The sequence below is a fragment of the Pseudarthrobacter sp. MDT1-40-2 genome (assembly GCF_059383595.1).
Window position 1 is genome coordinate 164,771 of sequence record NZ_JBWZCL010000003.1, and the last position, 19,770, is coordinate 184,540.

General features: G+C 64.7%; 14 protein-coding genes and 1 tRNA gene. 4 read left to right on the forward strand and 11 right to left on the reverse strand.

Annotated features, from left to right (window positions below):
* Positions 1-22 precede the first annotated feature (22 nt).
* The 3 genes from hrpB to AC50X5_RS11455 form a co-directional block, all read right to left on the reverse strand.
* Entirely contained in the window at positions 23-2,758 is a 2,736-nt protein-coding gene (gene hrpB / locus AC50X5_RS11445; protein ID WP_494976396.1) for an ATP-dependent helicase HrpB, read from the reverse strand.
* Positions 2,759-2,871: 113 nt separating this feature from the next.
* Positions 2,872-3,297 (reverse strand): ChaB family protein, encoded by a 426-nt coding sequence (locus tag AC50X5_RS11450; RefSeq protein WP_494976228.1) that lies wholly within the window; start codon positions 3,295-3,297, stop codon positions 2,872-2,874.
* 50 nt (positions 3,298-3,347) lie between these two features.
* Positions 3,348-4,283 carry a 5'-3' exonuclease gene (locus AC50X5_RS11455; protein ID WP_494976229.1) on the reverse strand — a complete coding sequence of 312 codons (936 nt, stop codon included), beginning with the start codon at positions 4,281-4,283 and terminating at the stop codon, positions 3,348-3,350.
* Between the two features lie 113 nt (positions 4,284-4,396).
* Between AC50X5_RS11455 and arfB the strand changes: the two genes are divergently transcribed.
* Both arfB and ligD read left to right on the forward strand, forming a co-directional pair.
* Positions 4,397-4,819, forward strand: coding sequence for an alternative ribosome rescue aminoacyl-tRNA hydrolase ArfB (arfB, locus tag AC50X5_RS11460; RefSeq protein WP_494976230.1), 423 nt, complete (start codon positions 4,397-4,399; stop codon positions 4,817-4,819).
* A gap of 75 nt (positions 4,820-4,894) precedes the next feature.
* Complete coding sequence (gene ligD, locus AC50X5_RS11465; protein ID WP_494976231.1) at positions 4,895-6,139, forward strand: non-homologous end-joining DNA ligase; 1,245 nt, start codon at positions 4,895-4,897, stop codon at positions 6,137-6,139.
* Positions 6,140-6,159: 20 nt separating this feature from the next.
* Here ligD and AC50X5_RS11470 read toward each other — a convergent pair whose 3' ends face one another.
* Entirely contained in the window at positions 6,160-6,525 is a 366-nt protein-coding gene (locus AC50X5_RS11470; protein ID WP_494976232.1) for a TraR/DksA family transcriptional regulator, read from the reverse strand.
* Between the two features lie 195 nt (positions 6,526-6,720).
* On the opposite strand from AC50X5_RS11470, the gene AC50X5_RS11475 reads away from it, so the two are divergent.
* Complete coding sequence (locus AC50X5_RS11475) at positions 6,721-7,095, forward strand: cupin domain-containing protein (protein WP_493985606.1); 375 nt, start codon at positions 6,721-6,723, stop codon at positions 7,093-7,095.
* 345 nt (positions 7,096-7,440) lie between these two features.
* On the opposite strand, the gene AC50X5_RS11480 is transcribed toward AC50X5_RS11475, so the two are convergent.
* A tRNA-Leu gene (locus AC50X5_RS11480) sits at positions 7,441-7,522 on the reverse strand.
* Positions 7,523-7,721: 199 nt separating this feature from the next.
* On the opposite strand from AC50X5_RS11480, the gene AC50X5_RS11485 reads away from it, so the two are divergent.
* Positions 7,722-8,327: an ANTAR domain-containing response regulator gene (locus AC50X5_RS11485; RefSeq protein WP_463937685.1), complete on the forward strand. Its 606-nt coding sequence runs from the start codon at positions 7,722-7,724 to the stop codon at positions 8,325-8,327.
* A 137-nt stretch (positions 8,328-8,464) separates the two neighbouring features.
* On the opposite strand, the gene pyk is transcribed toward AC50X5_RS11485, so the two are convergent.
* The 6 genes from pyk to trpB form a co-directional block, all read right to left on the reverse strand.
* Complete coding sequence (gene pyk / locus AC50X5_RS11490) at positions 8,465-9,973, reverse strand: pyruvate kinase (protein WP_494976233.1); 1,509 nt, start codon at positions 9,971-9,973, stop codon at positions 8,465-8,467.
* Positions 9,974-10,044: 71 nt separating this feature from the next.
* Positions 10,045-11,502 (reverse strand): glutamate synthase subunit beta, encoded by a 1,458-nt coding sequence (locus AC50X5_RS11495; protein WP_494976234.1) that lies wholly within the window; start codon positions 11,500-11,502, stop codon positions 10,045-10,047.
* On the reverse strand, positions 11,495-16,111 hold the full coding sequence (gene gltB / locus AC50X5_RS11500; RefSeq protein ID WP_494976235.1) for a glutamate synthase large subunit: 4,617 nt from the start codon (positions 16,109-16,111) through the stop codon (positions 11,495-11,497). The genes AC50X5_RS11495 and gltB overlap by 8 nt, the downstream gene beginning before the upstream one ends.
* A 260-nt stretch (positions 16,112-16,371) precedes the next feature.
* Entirely contained in the window at positions 16,372-17,475 is a 1,104-nt protein-coding gene (lgt, locus tag AC50X5_RS11505) for a prolipoprotein diacylglyceryl transferase (RefSeq protein ID WP_494976236.1), read from the reverse strand.
* 4 nt (positions 17,476-17,479) lie between these two features.
* Positions 17,480-18,286 (reverse strand): tryptophan synthase subunit alpha, encoded by an 807-nt coding sequence (trpA, locus tag AC50X5_RS11510; protein ID WP_494976237.1) that lies wholly within the window; start codon positions 18,284-18,286, stop codon positions 17,480-17,482.
* Positions 18,286-19,692 carry a tryptophan synthase subunit beta gene (gene trpB / locus AC50X5_RS11515; RefSeq protein ID WP_494976238.1) on the reverse strand — a complete coding sequence of 469 codons (1,407 nt, stop codon included), beginning with the start codon at positions 19,690-19,692 and terminating at the stop codon, positions 18,286-18,288. Before trpB ends, trpA begins: the two co-directional genes overlap by 1 nt.
* Positions 19,693-19,770: the final 78 nt, after the last annotated feature.

The following is a 19,770-nucleotide window of genomic DNA, read 5'->3' on the forward strand; positions in this document are numbered from 1 at the left end:
GTTGAGCTTCCCTGGAACCGGGCTATTTGCGACCTTTGGTCCGTGCGGTTGCCGGCGCCGTCCAGGGGTCCTCCGGCCAGGGATGCCGGGGGTAGCGCCCGCGCATCTCGGCCCGTACCTGCGTATAGGGTCCGGACCAGAAGGATGTCAGGTCATCAGTTACGGCCAGCGGCCGGCGCGCGGGCGAGAGCAGGTGGAAGAGTACGGGCACGCGTCCGTCCACAAGGCGCGGCGTCTCTGCCAGCCCGAAACACTCCTGCAGCTTGACGGCCACAACGGGACGGCCGGCGTCGTGCGGGGAATGAGCAGGATCCGCGGATCCATCAGCGGGCCGGTAATCCTCCATTGCCGGGTAGATGACGGCGGCACGGGTGCCACTGGGCACCTGGAGGCGCTCCGGGGCGAGCTCCGCCAGCCGGCCGGCCTCCGGCCAAGGCAGGAGCCTCCGCAGCGGATCCGCAAGGTCGATGCTGCCCGTCGGCGCCCCACTGGCCATGGCCGCCAGCTCCGGGGCCAGCCACTCGTCCAGCCGTCCCAGCAGGGCCCTGTCAGAGACGTCCGGCCACGGTTCCCCCAGCTCACCACGGATAAAGGCCAGGCGCCGCCGCAAGGCATCTGCCGCCGTCGACCAGCCAATGACGTCCAGGCCCTCCTTCAGGAGTGCAGCCGCCACCGCTGCACGGCCTTCCTCCGGCGAAGGCTTGACGGAGGTGGAGGCCAGCACGATGGCGCCCAGCCGCCGGACACGTTGTGCGGTGACGCGGCCCTGACTGAAGCGGGCTTCGACGGCGTCGGTCACAAGCTCCCGGGCAGCCGCTTGTGCGGTCTCCAGCGAAATGGGTGCGGCCGCACGGATCACGGCTCCTGTTCCTGCGGCATCGCGCCCCTGCGCTCGCGATACGTCAGCTACCGCCAACCATTCATGACCGGTGAGGCTGCTGCCGGCAGGCAGCCCGGCGCGCGTTCCCGAGGACAGCAGGTAACTCTCCTGACCGCCGCCGGAAACGCGGCGTGCAACCCGGTCCGGGAACGCGAGTGCGACGACAGCGCCCACCGCTTCCCTGTCCGGAACGGATTCTCCGGCGGTACGTTCAGGAGAAACAGAATCTGCGACGCCGGGAGCCTCCTGGCGTGCCATGGTCTCAAGACGACGGACTTCTTCTGCCCAGCGCCGGGATGCGGGGTCCTTGCCGGCGCGAAGTGACGCGACCAGCCGTGGCAGATCGGCTCCGGGGGCGCGCTGGTCCCCGGCCACCAGGGCGACCGCTTCCGCGGCACGGCGAGCGCCGACGGACGCCGCACCATCGAGCAGCGCGCGGGCAAGGCGCGGATCCGCCGGGATCCTGGCCAGAGCCTGGCCAAGGCCAGTAGCTGCGCCATCGGCCCTGATGGCCCCCAGTTCACGAAGAATCTCAACGGCATCTGCCATGGCCGAAGGGGGCGGCGCGTCAGGAAAATTAAGGCCCTGCCCGCCGGGCGTGCCCCAGCAGGCCAGGATCAGCGCCGCACTGGTCAGGTCTGCCACGGCAATTTCCGGGGTGACATGGGCAGGCGCCGATCCATACGTCCTTTGGTCGTAACACCGCACGGCCGTACCCGGGCCCTGGCGGGCAGCCCGTCCGGCACGTTGTTCCGCCGAAGCCCGCGAACAGGAGACGGTGACCAGGCCGGACATGCCGCGGCTGGCATCCCGCCGCGGCTCCCGGGACAGCCCGGAGTCGATGACCAGCCGAACGCCGGGAACAGTCAGCGACGATTCCGCAAGATCGGTGGAGACGATGATCCGGGGCGGCTCCCCCGGCGTGCGTCCGGACACGGCGCGGTCCTGTTCGGCAGGGCTGGCCTGGCCATGGAGTTCGAGGATTTCGACGGCGGAACCCAGGCGGCCGCGGAGCCGCGCCGCAACGTGCTGTACTTCCCGCGCTCCCGGGACGAACACCAGGGCGTCAGAGGCCGGGCTGCCAGTGAGCGCCCGGCCGTGTGCTGCCGCTGCGGTGTCCGCCACGTGGTTGAGGAAGTCGCGCGTCACTCCCCTGGCGTCCAACCGGGGAGCGCGAGCGGGTTCCCACTGGACATCGAGGGGGTACAGGGCGGAAGGGCAGTCGACGACGGGAGCTGGCCTGCCGCCGTCGTGATCTGCTGTTGTTGTTTCCGCTCTTCCTGCAGTTTCTGCGCTTCGGGTCCCCAGCAGCGCGGCGAAGCGGGGCGCGTCCAGGGTGGCGGACATCGCCACAAGGATCAGATCGCCTCGGAGCTCACGGACCTCGCCGAGCAGGCCAAGAAGCAGGTCCGTTTCCAGTCCGCGCTCGTGAACCTCATCCAGGATGACTGCGGCAGTGGATTCCAGGCCGGGGTCCGCCAGTAGCCGGCGCAGCAGGATCCCGGGGGTAACAAACTCCACGAGGATATTGGGGCCCGACTTGCGCTCGCCACGCACTGAGTAGCCAACGCGCCCGCCAAGCTGGCTCCCGTCCAGGAAGGCAAGCCGCCGTGCCGCAGCGCGCACAGCCACCCGCCGCGGCTGGGTAACCACCACCCGCTGTTGGCCGGACCTGGCCGTGCTGTTGGCAAGAAGCGGCGGAACCAGGGTGGTTTTGCCGGTACCCGGTGGTGCCTGCACCACTACTGCGGCTGAGGGACCACCTGATTGCAGCGACAGCTCAAGGTCCCGCAGTGAGGACGCGAATGCCAGGCCCCTGCCAATAACGCCAAGGTCAAAGTCTTCGCCCGTCAAGGCAGCGTGCGGGGCGGGGTCCATGGGAGATGTCACCCATCCATTGTGCTGGCAACAGCCGCCTGCCGGGTTATCCGACGCCGGTCAGGCACCTTTGCCGTTTGATCCGTCGATCTCCTGTTGTGCCGCAGCCCGGATCAGTTGCCGCGTGCCTTGCGGGTGGCAGCATCGTTGGCCTTCTGCAGCGCCTTGACCAGTTGGTCCTTGGTCATGGTTGAGCGGCCCTTGATGTCCAGTTCCTTGGCACGCTGATACAAGTGCTCCTTCGACGCGTTCGCGTCCACACCTCCGGCGGTGGGCGCCTTGGACGCTGCGCCGCCCTCGGCACGCTTGTCCGAAGGCCCGCGATCCTCTTTTGGCTCCCAGTGATCGCCAACCTTCTCATAGCTGTGCTTGAGCGAAGCGTAGGCCGCCCGGGCAGCCCGCTGTTCGTCGTTGTCGTAGGACTCAAGCGCGGAATCGTAGGTTTTGGCGAATGTGTTCTGCGCCTTACGGTCAGAACGCTGCAGGGTGGAGGGCAGCTCGCTTTTCACTGCGTGGTTATTCCTGCCGGTTTTTGGCATGGCACCCACACTCCTTTTCATCAGCAGGCTGATTATTGGGTGGCACCAGCTTAGCGATCATCCAGCGCCTTGAGCAGCCGTTTCACCGAGCTGCCCAAGTTCCATTCAACGGCCAGCCGCTCAAGCTCCTGACGCGGTCCGCCCTTCACCGGGTGCAGTTCCGCTCCGGCCTCCTCCAGCGAGGGCAGTGCCAGGTCCCGGACAAGCCTGACGACGGCGGGTGCCACCTCGAGATAGCCAGCGGCGGCAACAAGCTTGGACCGCAAGGAACGCGGCAGCCCGCTTCCCTGATCCGCCACCGCTTCCAGCAGGAAATCAAGGGTTCCATGATCGGCGAGCAAGGAAGCCGCAGTCTTCTCGCCAATGCCGGCGACTCCGGGCAGGCCGTCCGAGGCGTCGCCGCGGAGCGTGGCGTAGTCAGCATACTGCTCCGGCAGCACCCGGTACTTCCCCACCACGACGGCGTCAGTCACCTCTTCGAGGTTCCTCATGCCACGCGCTGTATAGATCACCCGCACCCCGCGGTCGTCGTTGACCACCTGGAAGAGATCGCGGTCTCCCGTCACAACGTCCACCGGCATCCGGGCGTGGCTCGCGTAGGTGCCAATGACGTCGTCGGCCTCATGCTCAGCAGCCCCCACAACGGCGATACCCGCGAGATCCAGGATCCGCCGGATCATGGGAAGTTGCGCGTCCAGGGCGTCGGGGACCACTTCCACATCCGGGGCGTCGGATAGTGCCTCACTGACGCGGTGCATCTTGTAGCTCGGAAGGAGGTCCACCCGCCACTGCGGCCGCCAGTCGTTGTCCCAGCAGGCAATGAGATGGGTGGCGTCATAGTCCGTGACCAGGCGGGCGATCATGTCCAGCAGACCGCGGACGGCATTTACGGGGGTGCCATCGGAGCGGCGGAGCGTATCCGGAAGGCCGTAGAAAGCACGGAAGTACAGGGACGCGGTATCGAGCAGCATCAGGCGGTTGGACATAGCTGATCTTGACACGTTCGCGGCATGTTCGCCGCCCATCTTCTGCAGGCCTGCGGCCGGTTCGCCGCTGGTTTGCCAGAGTCCAAGGTCTACCTTCGTGCCACACTTGATGAATGGACCTGGAGGTATCGCCTGAGCTCACGATTCCCGCGGTGGAGCTGAGCTGGCGTTTCTCCCGCTCTTCCGGCCCCGGCGGCCAGCACGTGAACACCTCGGACACCCGGGCCGAGCTGTCCTGGAACGTGGCAGGCTCTGCGGTGCTCTCCGACGAGCAGCGTGCCCGGTTGATGGCGCGCCTTGGCCGTCGCCTGCTTGCCGGCACGGTCACCGTTACGGCCTCGGAAAACCGGTCTCAGCTCCGAAACCGAGAAATAGCCTTGCGCAAACTTGCGGAGCTCATCGCTGAGGGGCTTGCCCCCGAGGCAGCCGCGCGCCGCCCGACCAAACCCACCCGGGGTTCGAAACGGCGGCACCTCGCCGCAAAGCAACAGCGCTCAGCAACCAAACGCCAGCGGCAGCGGCCCCCGGCGGAGTAGCGCTGCCGTCTTCGAACCGGCGGTTGTAGCGCAGCAGGTCTGGCCGGGGCATCCGATCGTTGCTAGCGTGGCGGCATGAGCCCCTCGAAGACCCCGGCCGAGATCCTGGACATTGCCGGCTCTGAGGTGCGCGTCTCAAGCCCGGACAAGGTGGTGTTCCCCGAGGCCGGCCTGACGAAGCTCGATCTGGTTCACTACTACCTCGCTGTCGCGGAGGGTGCCTTGCGTGGGGCAGGCGGCCGGCCGATGGTGCTCAAACGCTTTCCAAAAGGCATCGGCACTGAACCGTTTTTTCAGAAGCGTGTGCCCGAAGCCCATCCGGATTTCATCGACACTGCGACGCTGCACTACGCCTCGGGCACGTCCGCCGAGGAAGCCGTGATCCGCGATGCTGCTGGCCTGGCCTGGGTGGTGAATCTTGGTTGCCTGGACCTTAATCCACATCCTGTGCGCGCGGAGGACCTCGAGCACCCCGACGAGCTCCGGGTGGACCTTGATCCCATGCCGGGAGTCGGCTGGTCGCAGATCGTCGACGTCGCCTACGTCGCGGGTGAGGTGCTCGAGGACGTCGGGCTGGTGGGGTGGCCGAAGACGAGCGGCTCCCGCGGGCTTCACATCCTGGTGCGGATCTCGCCGCAGTGGTCCTACCGCGAGGTGCGGCTCGCCGCCGAAACGCTCGCCCGCGAAGTCGAGAACCGCGCTCCTGGCCTGGCCACCGCGCGGTGGTGGAAGGAGGAGCGCGGCGAGAGTGTATTCGTCGACTTCAACCAGAACGCCAAGGACCGTACCGTGGCTTCCGCCTATTCTGTGCGGCCGCTGCCCGACGCCCGGGTTTCAACTCCGCTCACGTGGGATGAAGTCCGCTCCGCCCGGCCTGAGCAGTTCACGGTGCTGACAGTGCCGGAACGCTTCGCCGACCTCGGCGACGCGCACGCGGGGATCGACGAGGCCCCCGGTTCATTGGACGGGCTACTCGCGTTGGCAGCCGAACTTGGCCCCGACGAGAAACCACCGCGCAGCGGCGACGGCTCGGGCCGCCGGCAGTCGGTGATGCCGCTCATCGAGGTTGCCCGTACCAAGACCAAACCCGAGGCGCTCGCAGCCCTTGAGGAGTGGAAGTCCCGGCATTCCGACGTCGTTCCTGCCCTGCATCCGGCCGACGTGCTGGTGGACGGGATGCGCGGCTCCAGTTCGCTGTGGTACCGGGTAAGGGTGAACCTGCAGCACGTCCCGGAGTCAGAGCGGCCGCCGCAGGAGGAACTCGTTGCCAATTACGATCCCTGGGCAGGCAAGGAATGGTCAGGCCAGCCACCGCAATGAGCGGAGCCTCAGGGAGGGCGCTATCGCCGCTGCCGTGATGCTTCGGAAGCATGCGCGATGCAAAACGGCGTCCAGGGACGGGCTTCGAGGCGGCCCTCGCCGATAGGGCTCCGGCACACCACGCAGAGGCCATAGCTTCCCTCGTCGATCCGGGCGAGTGCGCTTTCGATTTGCTCCAGCCCCGACCGGCTTTGCTCCAGCAGGGCGCCTGCCTGGGACAGTTCAAAAGCGATGGTGCTGCCTTCCGGGTCATGCTCGTCGTCAACGTTCGAGTTCTCCCGGGCAGCACTGACGGAGCTGATGTCCCGGCGCAGCGCCTTCAAAAGGGCATGCTTGCGGTCCCGTTCCTCCTCCAGAAGGATGCGGAATTTCGACTTGTCGTCCATGGCAGGAAGGCTACAGCGAATTCAGCCCTTATTGACAGCGCTTCATGCCGAGAGCAACCTGAGAATACAGTCGCACCTTCGGTGCAGCCCTTCGCGGCACGCCGTCCCGGGCACCGCCGGACCTGCATTCCCGGAGCACAAAAACGCGCCTCCGGAAGAACAGTTGGACCCGCTCCCTGTTGAGGAGAACTGAAAATGCCTGCAGTAACTGTCACAAATCTGGAAACAAAGTCTTTCAGCGAACCGGACGAAAAGCGCCGCCCCCCGAAAACAGAGGTCGACGTCGTCAACATTGGCGGCACCACGCTGGGAAGATTCACCTTCGAGCCGGGCTGGCGTTGGTCCGAGACCGTCAAGACGGTAGTCCACACGGACAGCTGCCAAAACAACCATCTGGGCTTCTGCACCGCCGGCACACTCACAGTCCAGTTGGAAGACGGGACTACCACCACGATCCACCCCGGTGACGCCTACGCGATCCCGCCGGGCCACGATGCGTGGGTTGAAAACGACGAGACCTTCGTGGGGTATGAAATTATGAGCGCGGCCTCCTACGCCAAGCCCGCGTAATGCGCAGTCGCGTTTGTCTTCTTGTAGTGATGCCAGCGCACGTTGCGTTGGTGGCCTTGGCGCCAACTGGAGCGTGAGCAGTCAGGACCTCTGCCGGCTTGGGTCTGCACGCTGAGAAGAGACCTAAGGCGCGCAGAACCTGGCCACCCGAATTGTGCCTCGTACGATCCTGTCATGAGCTGGGCCGGTCACCGGGGGGAGCTGGTTGCCATTCGCGTTCAGTGCGCTCGCACTGAGCCCACGGGCCACCGGGTCAAAGCCGGCGCATCCGGCGTCGGAGAGACGCCACGGCAAGCTCTGTACACACGTTAAAGCAAAAGCCCCCTCTGACGAGGGGGTATGCCGTGCCCGAGGTGGGACTCGAACCCACACACCTTTCGATACCGCATTTTGAGTGCGGCGCGTCTGCCAATTCCGCCACTCGGGCTTTGCACCACCAGCATAACCGTCCGCTCACAGCTTATTGTGGCCGACGCGATCTGCTCCAGTGCGCGGAATTACTCTACATGCAGATAGGCTGAATTCCAGAATCGCGTCAGTGCCGCCGCAATTGACCATCCGATCAAGCAAAGCCGCGGGCACAACTAAGATAGTGATGTTCCCGCCGTACCTTCCAAGGAGATCCCGTGACCGAATCGACGGAGTCCACGTCCACGTCCCAGCCGGCGCGCCGCGTTGTTGTGGCGGAAGATGAAACCCTGATCCGCCTGGACATTATCGAAATCCTCCGGGGCGAGGGCTACGACGTTGTCGGCGAGGCCGACAACGGCGAGAAGGCAGTGCAGTTGGCCGAAGAGCTCAAGCCGGACCTGGTCCTCATGGACGTTAAGATGCCCGTCATGGATGGCATCACCGCGGCCGAAAAAATCGTCAAAGCACGCATTGCCCCCGTGGTCCTGCTGACGGCGTTCAGCCAGAAGGAACTCGTTGAACGCGCCCGGGATGCCGGCGCCATGGCGTATGTGGTCAAGCCGTTCACCCCGGCAGACCTGATTCCGGCGCTGGAGATCGCGCTGTCCCGCCACGAGGAGATCAAGGCACTCGAATCCGAGGTTTCGGATCTTCAGGAACAGTTCGCCACCCGCAAGCTCGTAGAGCGTGCCAAGAGCCTGCTCACCACCAAGATGGGCCTGACCGAGCCGGAAGCGTTCCGTTGGATTCAGAAGACCTCCATGGACCGGCGCCTCAGCATGCGTGAAGTCGCCGAGACGATCATCAACCAGGTCAACTAGGTCTCGACAGGCTCGACCACCGGGTTTCGGCAAGCTCAACCACCGGATTCCGGGTTTCGGCAAGCTGAACCACCAAACACAAGAGAAAGCCCTCCGCGGATATCCCGCGGAGGGCTTTCTCTTGGTGCGCGTCCGGACTAGGAAACCGGTCCGGCAGTTACCTTGCTCTTCTTTTCCGGCCAGGGGCCGAGCTTCTCCCGGTTCACCACGGCTTCGCCCGTGCGGGAGGTGTCAGCGAGATCGCCTACCTTGTGGACCTTCAGCGAGTTGGTGGAACCGGCCTTTCCGGGAGGGGAACCGGCAGCGATAACAACGAGGTCGTTGTCCTCCACCAGGTCCATCTCCAACAGGCTGCGGTCGACCTGAGCCGTCATTTCGTCGGTGTGGCCAACCATCGGGACCAGCACCGGCTGGATGCCCCAGGTAAGAGCCAGCTGGTTCCAGACCTGCTCCACCGGGGTGAAGGCGAACACCGGCTTGATCGGCCGCAGACGGGACAGCCGGCGGGCAGAATCACCGGACTGGGTGAAGGTACAGATGTACTTTGCGTCCAGCTGATCGGCGATCTCGACGGCGGCCCGGGTGATGGCGCCGCCACGGGTCTTGGGCTTGGTGCCCAGCGGAGGGACGCGCTCAAGGCCGTGCTTCTCCGTGGACTCGATGATCCGGCCCATGACCTTGACGGTCTCGATCGGGTATTTGCCGACGCTGGTCTCGCCGGACAGCATAACCGCATCCGCACCGTCGAGCACCGCGTTTGCGCAGTCCGAGGCCTCGGCACGCGTGGGACGCGGGTTATCGATCATGGACTCCAGCACCTGGGTGGCCACGATGACCGGCTTGGCCCAGCGGCGGGCCAGTTCGATGGCGCGCTTCTGGACGATCGGCACCTCTTCGAGCGGGAGCTCAACACCGAGGTCACCACGCGCCACCATGATGGCGTCAAAGGCGTCGATGATTTCGTGCAGCTGCTCAACGGCCTGCGGCTTCTCGATCTTGGCGATCACCGGAACACGGCGGCCTTCTTCGTCCATGATCTCGTGCACGCGGACAATGTCCGATGCATCACGAACGAAGGAAAGTGCCACGAGGTCAACGCCGCGGCGCATGGCCCAGCGGAGATCGTCCTCGTCCTTTTCACTCAGTGCCGGCACGTTGACGGCTACGCCGGGAAGGTTGATGCCTTTGTTGTTGGACACCATGCCGCCAACGGTTACCTCGGCAACCACCTTGACGTCGTCGACCTCGATGGCACGCATGGCCACCTTGCCGTCGTCGATCAGCAGGGCATCTCCCACGTTGACGTCCTGGGTGAGGCTCTTCAGCGTGGTGGAGCAGATCTCCTGCGTGCCGGGAACGTCTTCGGTGGTGATCGTGAAGATGTCGCCAACGCTCAGGGCGTGCGGGCCATCCACGAAGCGGCCCAGCCGGATCTTGGGGCCCTGCAGGTCTGCCATGAGCGCGACGGGGCGGCCCAGCTCGCCGGCGGCACGCCGGACGTTTTCATACGTTGAATCATGGACGGTGTAATCACCGTGGCTCATGTTCATGCGGGCAACGTCTACCCCCGCCTCAAGAACTGCAAGCGTGTTCTCATAGCTGGCAATGGCTGGCCCGAAGGTGGCCACAATCTTTGCGCGTCTCATATACCTACCCTAATGGTCTGGTGCTTTTGTTGAGTTGACTTTGAAGTGAACTTCCGGTCAGCGATCGATGCCTAAAGAACGGCGATCGCACGGTCGGACGGGGCAACCGGTGCGGGCAGAATGGTGCTGCCCATCAGGAACTTATCGACGGCGGAGGCACACGCCCGGCCCTCGGCGATGGCCCACACAATGAGGGACTGTCCGCGTCCGGCATCACCGGCAACGAAGACAGCTTCGGTGTTGGTCATGTAGGAGCGGTCCCGCCACACGTTGCCGCGGCCATCGAATTCTGCGTTGACCTGCTCGGTGATGCCCGAAGGCTCAGCACCGGTGAAGCCCAGCGACAGGAAGACGAGGTCCGCGGGAATGATGCGTTCCGTTCCTGCCTTGGGGAGCCGTTTGCCGTCCACGAACTCCGTCTCGGCCACCTTGACGCCGGTCAGCTTGCCGTTCTCGCCTACGAACTCGACCGTAGACGCCAGGTAGGTGCGTTCGCCGCCTTCCTCGTGTGCGCTGGCCATTTCGAACAGCGTGGGGAACGTCGGCCACGGCTGGTGGGCGGCACGCTCGGCCGGAGGCTGCTGGCCGATAGCCAGCGTGGTGACCGAGGCAGCCTGCTGCCGGTGTGCTGTTCCCAGGCAGTCAGCACCGGTATCGCCGCCGCCGAGGATCACCACGTGCTTGCCGCGGGCATCAATCAGGTCCGGCACGGCCTCCCCGGCAACCATGCGGTTGGCAGGAACCAGGTAATCCATTGCAAAGTGCACACCGTCCAGTTCGCGGCCGGGGATAGGCAAGTCACGCGGAATGGTTGCTCCGGTGGCTACCACCACTGCATCGTAGCGCCGGCGCAGCTGTTCCCAGGTGACGTCGGTGCCTACCGCGACACCCGTACGGAAACGGGTGCCTTCGGCCTTCATCTGCTCGACACGCCGGTCCACCAACTCCTTTTCCATCTTGAAATCGGGAATGCCGTAACGGAGCAGGCCACCGATTTTGTCGTCCCGTTCGTACACGGCGACGGTGTGTCCAACCCGGGTGAGCTGCTGTGCCACTGCCAGCCCTGCCGGGCCGGAGCCGACCACGGCGACGGTCTTGCCGGTAAGCCGCGCGGGCGGCAACGGGTACACCCAGCCGTTGTCGTAAGCCTCGTCAATGATCGAGTTCTCCACCTGCTTGATGGTTACTGCGGGCTGGTTGATCCCCAGCACGCAGGACGCCTCGCAGGGTGCCGGGCAAAGCCGGCCGGTGAACTCAGGGAAGTTGTTGGTGGCATGCAGCCGCTCAATTGCTTCCTGGCCCTTGTCCCGCCACATCAGGTCATTCCACTCGGGAATGAGGTTACCCAGCGGGCACCCCTGGTGGCAGAAGGGAACGCCGCAGTCCATGCAGCGGCCGGCCTGGCTCCTCAGGACACCCTTCTCCTGCGCTTCATACACTTCCTTCCAGTCCATGATGCGGACGGGAACAGGACGCCGCGGCTGGGTTTCGCGCTGACGTACTTTGAGAAATCCGCGTGGATCAGCCACCGGTTACCTCCAGGATTCGAGACCAGACTTCTTCGCCATCGGGGTCCAGGCCCTCTGCGATGGCGTCAAGCCGTGTTTGAAGCACGGCCGCGTAGTCCCGCGGCAATACCTTGGTAAGACGGGCAGCAGTGTCGTCGAAGTTCTCCAACAGCTGCGCCGCCAGGGCGGACTCGGTTTCCTCAACGTGCTTGACCAGCAGGCCGTGCACGATGTCACGGTCCTCGGCGTCAAGTTCGCGGAGCTGTAGTTCGCCGGACTGCAGCGCGTCCTTGTTGACCTTCGTTTCCTGCAGGTCCAGGACATAGGCTGTTCCGCCGGACATACCGGCACCGAAGTTGCGGCCCGTCCGTCCAATGATCAGGGTCTGCCCGCCGGTCATGTATTCGCAACCATGGTCACCAATGCCTTCGACGACGGCAGTGGCGCCGGAGTTGCGCACCAGGAAGCGTTCGCCCACCTGGCCGCGGAGGAACAACTCACCGCTGGTGGCACCGTAGCCGATGACGTTGCCGGCAATAACGTTACGCTCAGCGGCGAAGACGTTGCTACGGTCCGGGCGGACGATAATCCGTCCGCCGGACAAGCCCTTGCCCACGTAATCGTTCGAATCGCCGAAGAGCCGCAGCGTGATGCCTGCGGGCAGGAAGGCGCCCAGCGACTGGCCGGCCGTGCCGTTGAGGGTGATATCGATGGTGTCGGTTGCCAGTACGTCTGTGCCGAACGTCTTGGTCACCACGTGGCCCAGCATGGTACCCACCGAGCGGTCCGTGTTGATCACGTCAACCTGGATCCGCACAGGACTGCGGTCCGTGAGGGCCTCGGTGGACATGCTGATGAGTCGCTGGTCAAAGTGCTTGTCCAGCTCGTGGTTCTGGGTGGTCAGGTTCCGCAAGGGGGCGTCATCATCGAATTCGAGCCCGTGCAGGATCGGATCCAGGTCCAGCCCTTCGGCCTTCCAGTGGTTGATCGCTTCACGGGTATCCAGCACCTCGGCGTGGCCGATTGCCTCTTCGATGCTCCGGAACCCGAGTTCGGCGAGGATCTCGCGGACCTCTTCGGCCAGGAATTCAAAGAAGTTGACCACGAATTCGGGCTTGCCATTGAACCTGGAGCGCAGCTCCGGGTTCTGAGTGGCTACGCCAACAGGGCACGTGTCCAGGTGGCAGACGCGCATCATGATGCAGCCGGAAACCACCAGCGGCGCAGTAGCGAAGCCGAATTCCTCGCCACCCAGGAGGGCAGCGATAACGACATCACGGCCGGTCTTGAGCTGGCCGTCCACCTGCACCACCACGCGGTCGCGCAGGCCGTTGAGCATCAGGGTCTGCTGGGTCTCGGCCAGGCCGAGTTCCCACGGGACGCCGGCGTGCTTGAGCGAGTTCAGCGGTGACGCACCGGTACCGCCGTCGTGGCCGGACACCAGTACGACGTCGGCCTTGGCCTTGGTCACACCGGAGGCCACCGTGCCGATCCCCACTTCGGAGACCAGTTTGACGTGTACCCGGGCCGAGGGGTTGGCGCGCTTGGCATCATAAATGAGCTGCGCGAGGTCCTCGATCGAGTAGATGTCGTGGTGCGGGGGTGGGGAAATCAGACCGACGCCGGGGGTTGAGTGGCGTGTCCGGGCCACCCAGGGGTAGACCTTTTGGGCCATCAGCTGACCGCCCTCGCCGGGCTTGGCACCCTGCGCCATCTTGATCTGGATGTCGTCGGCGTTGCTCAAGTAAAGGCTGGTGACGCCGAAACGCCCGGAAGCGATCTGCTTGACCGCGGAGCGGCGCTCGGGATCGAGAAGCCTGTCCACATCCTCGCCGCCTTCGCCGGTGTTGGACTTACCGCCCAGCCGGTTCATGGCAATCGCCAGGGTTTCGTGCGCTTCCTTGGAGATGGAGCCGTAACTCATGGCACCGGTGGAGAAGCGTTTGACAATGCTGGAGACGGGTTCCACTTCCTCAAGCGGGACTGCCGGACGCTGCCCGGTCTTGAACTTGAGCAGGCCGCGAAGGGTCATCAGGTTCTCGGACTGGTCGTCCACTCCCCTGGTGTACGACTTGAAGATGTCATAGCGGCGTTCGCGGGTGGCATGCTGCAACCGGAAAACCGTCTCCGGGTTGAACAGGTGCGGTTCGCCGTCACGACGCCACTGGTACTCCCCGCCGCTGTTCAGCGGCTGGTGAGGAAGCTCGATGCCGTCTTCCGGGTAAGCCGTCCGGTGCCGGGCAAGCACCTCGGCAGCGATGACATCGAGGCCGACGCCGCCCAGCTGGGAGTGGGTGCCGGAGAAGAACTCGTCCACCAGTTCCTGGCCGAGACCGAGGGCTTCGAAGGTCTGCGCGCCGGTGTAGGAGGCCACGGTGGAGATGCCCATCTTGGACATGATCTTCAGGACGCCCTTGCCGAGGCCCTTGATGAGGTTGTAGACGCCATCCTGCGGCGTGACACCAGTGACGTCACCGCACGCGATCAGCTGTTCCACGGATTCCATGGCCAGGTACGGGTTCACTGCCGAGGCGCCGTAACCGATCAGGACCGCGACATGGTGCGTCTCGCGGACGTCGCCCGCCTCCACGACCAGGGCCGTCTTGGTGCGGTTGGCGCTGCGCAGAAGGTGGTGGTGCACCGCGCTGACCAGCAGCAGCGAAGGGATAGGTGCCCACTGGGCGCTGGAGTCACGGTCCGACAGGACGATGTACTGGACACCGCGGTTGATCGCTCCGGACACCTGCTCGCAGATTTCCGTGAGCCGGGCCCGCAGGGCTGCCTCGCCGCCTTCGGGACGGTAGAGGCCGCGGACCTTCATGGCGACGCGGTCGCCGTCGGCGTTTTCGATATTGGCGATCTTCGCCAGCTGATCGTTATTGATCACCGGGAAGGGCAGCGAAACCTGCGGCTGCCTAACCTGGTTGGTGTCCAGCAGGTTGCCGTTAGGTCCGATGGCACACGTCAGGGACGTGACCAGTTCCTCCCGGATGGCGTCCAGCGGTGGATTGGTGACCTGTGCAAACGACTGCACAAAGTAGTCAAAGAGCAACCGCGGGCGCTTGGAGAGGACGGCAACGGGAGTGTCCGAACCCATGGCGCCCAACGGCTCGGCACCGGTGCGGGCCATCGGACCCAGGAGGATCCGCAGTTCTTCCGTGGTGTAGCCGAAGGTGCGCTGGCGGATGTTGACCGAGGCCGCGGTGTGCACAACGTGCTCGCGTTCCGGCAGGTCCTTGAGGTCAATGAGGTTTTCCGCGACCCACTCGGCCCACGGGTTCGCAGCTGCAACCTCGGCCTTAACCTCGGCGTCGCTGATGATGCGGCCGGCATCGGTGTCGACCAGGAACATCCTGCCCGGCGAAACCCGGCCCTTTTTGACTACCTTGGAGGGTTCGACGTCGATGACGCCAACTTCCGAGGCGAAGACAATCAGGCCGTCTTCGGTGATCCAGTACCGGCCCGGACGGAGCCCGTTGCGGTCCAGTGTGGCGCCCACGAGGTTGCCGTCGGTGAAGGAAACAGCAGCAGGCCCGTCCCACGGCTCCATCAGGAGGGAGTGGTATTCGTAGAAGGCGCGGCGTGCAGGATCCATCGTGGCGTGGTTTTCCCAGGCCTCGGGGATCATCATCATGATGGCGTGCGTGATGGGACGGCCGGACAGCCAGAGCAATTCGGCAACTTCATCGAAGGACGCAGAGTCAGAGGCACCAGGCGTGCAGATCGGGAAGAGCTCCTCGGGAGCGTCCCCCAGCAACGGACTGGCCAGCTGGGACTGGCGGGCGCGCATCCAGTTGCGGTTGCCCTTAACCGTGTTGATCTCGCCATTGTGGGCGATAGTCCGGAACGGCTGCGCCAGCGGCCACGACGGGAAGGTATTGGTGGAGAAGCGGGAGTGCACAATCGCCAGTTTGGTCTTGAACCGCTTGTCCGAAAGGTCCGGGTAAAACGGCTCCAGCTGCGCGGTGGTCAGCATTCCCTTGTAGACGATGGTTCGGGAGGACAGCGACGGGAAGTACACGCCAAACTTATTCTGCGCGCGCTTGCGGATCCGCCAGGCCTTGGCGTCCAGGTCGTTGCGTTCCAGGTGTTCGCCGGTTGCCGAGGCAAGGAACAGCTGGGAAAAATAGGGCATGCAGGCGCGGGCCATGGCGCCCACCAGGTCGGCCACGATCGGTACCTCGCGCCAGCCCAGGACGGTCAGCCCTTCATCTGCGGCAAGGCTTTCGATTCCAGCCTTGGCAGCTTCAGCCTCACGGGCCTCGGCCGGCAGGAATGCTGTGCCCGCGGCGTACTGCCCGGGAGCAGGGAGCTCAAATTCGGTGACAGCGCGGAAAAATTCGTCCGGAATCTGCATCAGGAGGCCGGCGCCGTCGCCCGTGCCCTCGTCGGCGCCAACGGCACCGCGGTGTTCGAGGTTACGGAGGGCCGTCAGGGCGGCATCAACGATGTCGTAGCCGGGTTCACCGCGAAGGGTGGCGATGATGGCCAGGCCGCAGGCGTCCTTCTCATTGTCCGGGTTGTAGAGCCCCGAAGCCTCAGGAAGTGCCGCGAAGCGTTTGAACGGCGACAGGGCAGCCTCAGGCCGGTCTGGTTCAGACCAACTGGGGCTGTGAAGAGTTTGGGTCATGGGAGACGTCCTTCCTCCTGATCGTGCTTATGGAAGGGACAACACTGGCCCCACTCAGAGCGCCTATAGGGGGCACAACAAGTGTTAGTTACTCGAATTGTAGGCCAGGAGGCCCTGCGCAACGAAGAGTTACGTTGGTCTCCTGCCCCAAGGCCCCGCCGTCGACTCCTCTAAGCTTCCGGGTGCGGGCCCTGCTGCCACAACGCTGTGGATCGGGTGCTGGCGAGTGATAACTCCGCTGCCCTTGTGACGGTGCTGGCCTATTTGGTCCGGCCAGCGCCCGGCGTGGTCCCGGCGGCGTCATCACGGGCATCCCCCGGTGCCGGTGCTGCAGGCTTCAGTTCACCTTCCGTTGGTTCGGAAGACACGCCTGTGCCGCTTTGGTTATCTGGGAGGTTATCACGCGGGCCGGTGTCGGAGACACCACCATCCGTATCCCGGACCGGTTCGTCGGTTGTGACCGGTTCATGACCTGGGAGGTAGACCGTATCGGGGTCAGGGCGCTTGCGGTAGCGGAGCACCACGAAAATGACGAGCGCCACCAGGAAAACAACGATGCTGGTCCAGACGTTGAGCCTGGCGGTGATCCCGAAGAGGGCGACCTGTTCAGCGTCGTCTATCCGCATGGCTTCGATCCAGACCCGGCCCAGGGTGTAGTACACCGCATAGAGCCAGAAGAGCCGGCCATGCCGGAAGGCAAAGCGCCGGTCGAGGGCAAGGAGGATGACAACGCCCGCGATGTTCCACAGCGACTCATAGAGGAACGTGGGGTGGAACAGGGTATCCGCCGGCACTCCCGGCGGGAAGTTGGCGTTGTCCGCATCAATCTGCAGGCCCCACGGCAAAGTGGTGGGACCGCCAAAGAGCTCCTGGTTGAAATAATTACCCCAGCGGCCAAGCGCTTGGGCCAGCAGCAGTCCGGGCGCCGCGGCGTCCAGGAAGGCAGGCAGCTTGACGCCTGAGCGCCGGCAGCCGATCCATGCTCCGACAACGCCAAGCACCACCGCGCCCCAGATACCCAGGCCACCCCTCCAGAGCTGCGGAATCAGGGAGAGGTCTCCGGTGCCGTCAAAACCAGGCCCGAAGTAGGCGTCCGGGGAGGACACCACGTGATAAAGCCGGCCGCCGATGATCCCGAACGGGATCGCCCAGATCACGATGTCCCAGATGCTGCCTTCAGGACCGCCACGGCGTGACCAGCGGCGGGAAGTCAACCACAGCCCGGCCACGATCCCGGCCAGGATGCACAAGGCATAGGCATGGATGCGCAGGGTCCCCCACGGCAGCGGAATGTCGAAGCCGGACCAGCCCGGGCTGGGAATGCTTGCCGGCACCATGGCCGCTGCGAGCTGGAGGGTCTCCATGGTGTTAAGCCTCTTCCCGGCTGAGTCCTGTGCTGAGTTCCTTGGTCAGTGTAGCCACCGCGTCCACGCCGCCATCACGGATGGCTGCAACAAGCGCAGTTCCAACGATCACCCCGTCAGCGTACGCTCCGATTTCGCGCACGTGGGCTGCGTTGGAGACTCCCAGGCCGACGCAGACCCGCTCGGCGCCGGCAGCGTGGGTATCCGCCACGAGCTGTTCCGCGCTGCTGCTGACGTCCTGGCGGGTTCCGGTGACCCCCATGATGGAGACCGCATAGACAAAGCCGCGACTGGCTTCCACAGTCTTGGTGAGGCGTTCCGGTGTGGAGGATGGAGCCACCAGGAAGACCCTGTCCAGTCCGTACTTGTCGGAAGCCGCGAACCACTCGGAAGCCTCGTCCGGGATGAGGTCCGGCGTGATGAGCCCGGCACCGCCGGCCTCGGCCAACTGGCGGGAAAACTCTTCGACACCCATCCGCACCACAGGGTTCCAGTAGGTCATGACCAGGACGGCGACGTCGGTGGCAGAAGTGATTCCGCGCACGACGTCGAAGACGCTGGCCACGCGAAAACCGTTCGCAATTGCCTCGGTGGTGGCGGCCTGGATGACCGGGCCGTCCATGACCGGATCCGAATACGGAATACCGATCTCAATGATGTCGGCGCCGTTGTTGGCCATGGCGATCCCGGCGTCGATGGTTGCCTGTACATCCGGGTAGCCGGCGGGCAGGTAGCACACCAGTGCCGAGCGCCCGGCCGTGCGTGCACGGTCGATGGCAGCGGCGGACTTGCTCACAGGCTGTTCGGTCATCAGTTGCGGTCCTTGCTGCTGGTGTTGGCCGGGGTGGTCGCCGGTACGGCTTCGGTTTCGGCGCGGTCGGTGGGGCCCTTGGGCTTGCGGGTGGAAAGGTTGGTGCCCTTCACCTTGCCTTCATCATCGAGCATGTCGAACCACTCGGCTGCGGTCTCCACATCCTTGTCACCACGGCCGGAGAGGTTGACGATGATCACGACCTCGGACGGGTCCGCCTTGCCCTCGGTCAGGCGCTGCCCCACCTTGATGGCGCCCGCCAGGGCATGGGAGGACTCGATGGCGGGGATGATTCCCTCCGTCTGGCACAGCAGTTTGAAAGCGTCCATGGCTTCTGCATCGGTGATGGGCTCGTAACTGACCCGCCCGATGTCGGCGAGATAGGCATGTTCCGGACCAACGCCCGGGTAGTCCAGGCCTGCCGAAATGGAGTGCGATTCGATGGTCTGCCCGTCGTCGTCCTGCATCAGATAGGAGCGCGCGCCATGCAGGACGCCGGGCTTGCCCAGCGTGATGGTGGCCGCGTGCCGGCCGGTGTCCACGCCGTCGCCTCCTGCCTCGAAGCCGTATATCTTGACTTCGGGATCATCGAGGAAGCCATGGAAGATGCCAATGGCGTTGGAGCCGCCGCCAATACAGGCGCAGACAGCATCCGGCAGCTTGCCGGTCTGGTCCAGGATCTGGGCGCGGGCTTCCTCGCCGATCACCTCGTGGAAGAAGCGCACCATGGCCGGGAAGGGATGCGCTCCGGCGGCGGTACCCAGCAGGTAGTGCGTGGTGTCCACGTTGCTGACCCAGTCCCTGAGGGCATCGTTGATGGCGTCTTTGAGGGTCTGGGAACCATTGGTGACAGGAACCACGGTGGCGCCGAGCAGCTGCATGCGGGCAACGTTCAATGCCTGCCGGCGGCAGTCCTCGGCACCCATGTACACAACGCATTCAAGTCCCAGCAGCGCGGCGGCAGTGGCGCTGGCAACGCCGTGCTGCCCGGCGCCGGTCTCGGCGATAATCCGGGTCTTGCCCATGCGCTTGGCCAACAGGGCCTGGCCCAGCACGTTATTGATCTTGTGCGACCCGGTATGGTTCAGGTCCTCCCGCTTGAGGAAAATCCGGGCGCCGCCGGCATGCCCCGAGAAGCGCTTGGCCTCGGTGAGCAGGGAGGGCCTTCCGGAGTAGTTCTTGTTCAACTCGGCGATTTGGGCGAGGAATTCGGGGTCTGCCTTCGCCTTGTCGAAGGTGTCTTCCAGCTCATCCAGTGCGGCAATGAGTGATTCAGGCATCCAACGGCCGCCGTAGCTGCCGAAATAGGGGCCCGGCGCACTCTTAAGGGAGGCCCGTCCCTGCAGAAAATCTTCCGCTGCATCGTTGCCAGCGCTGCCAGCGTTGCCTGTTGGTGCATCAACCATCAGTCTCACCGTCCTGTTCCAGTTGATCGTCAGTATGTTGTGGCAGCGTGCCGCGATACGGACCGGCTGCCGGAGGAA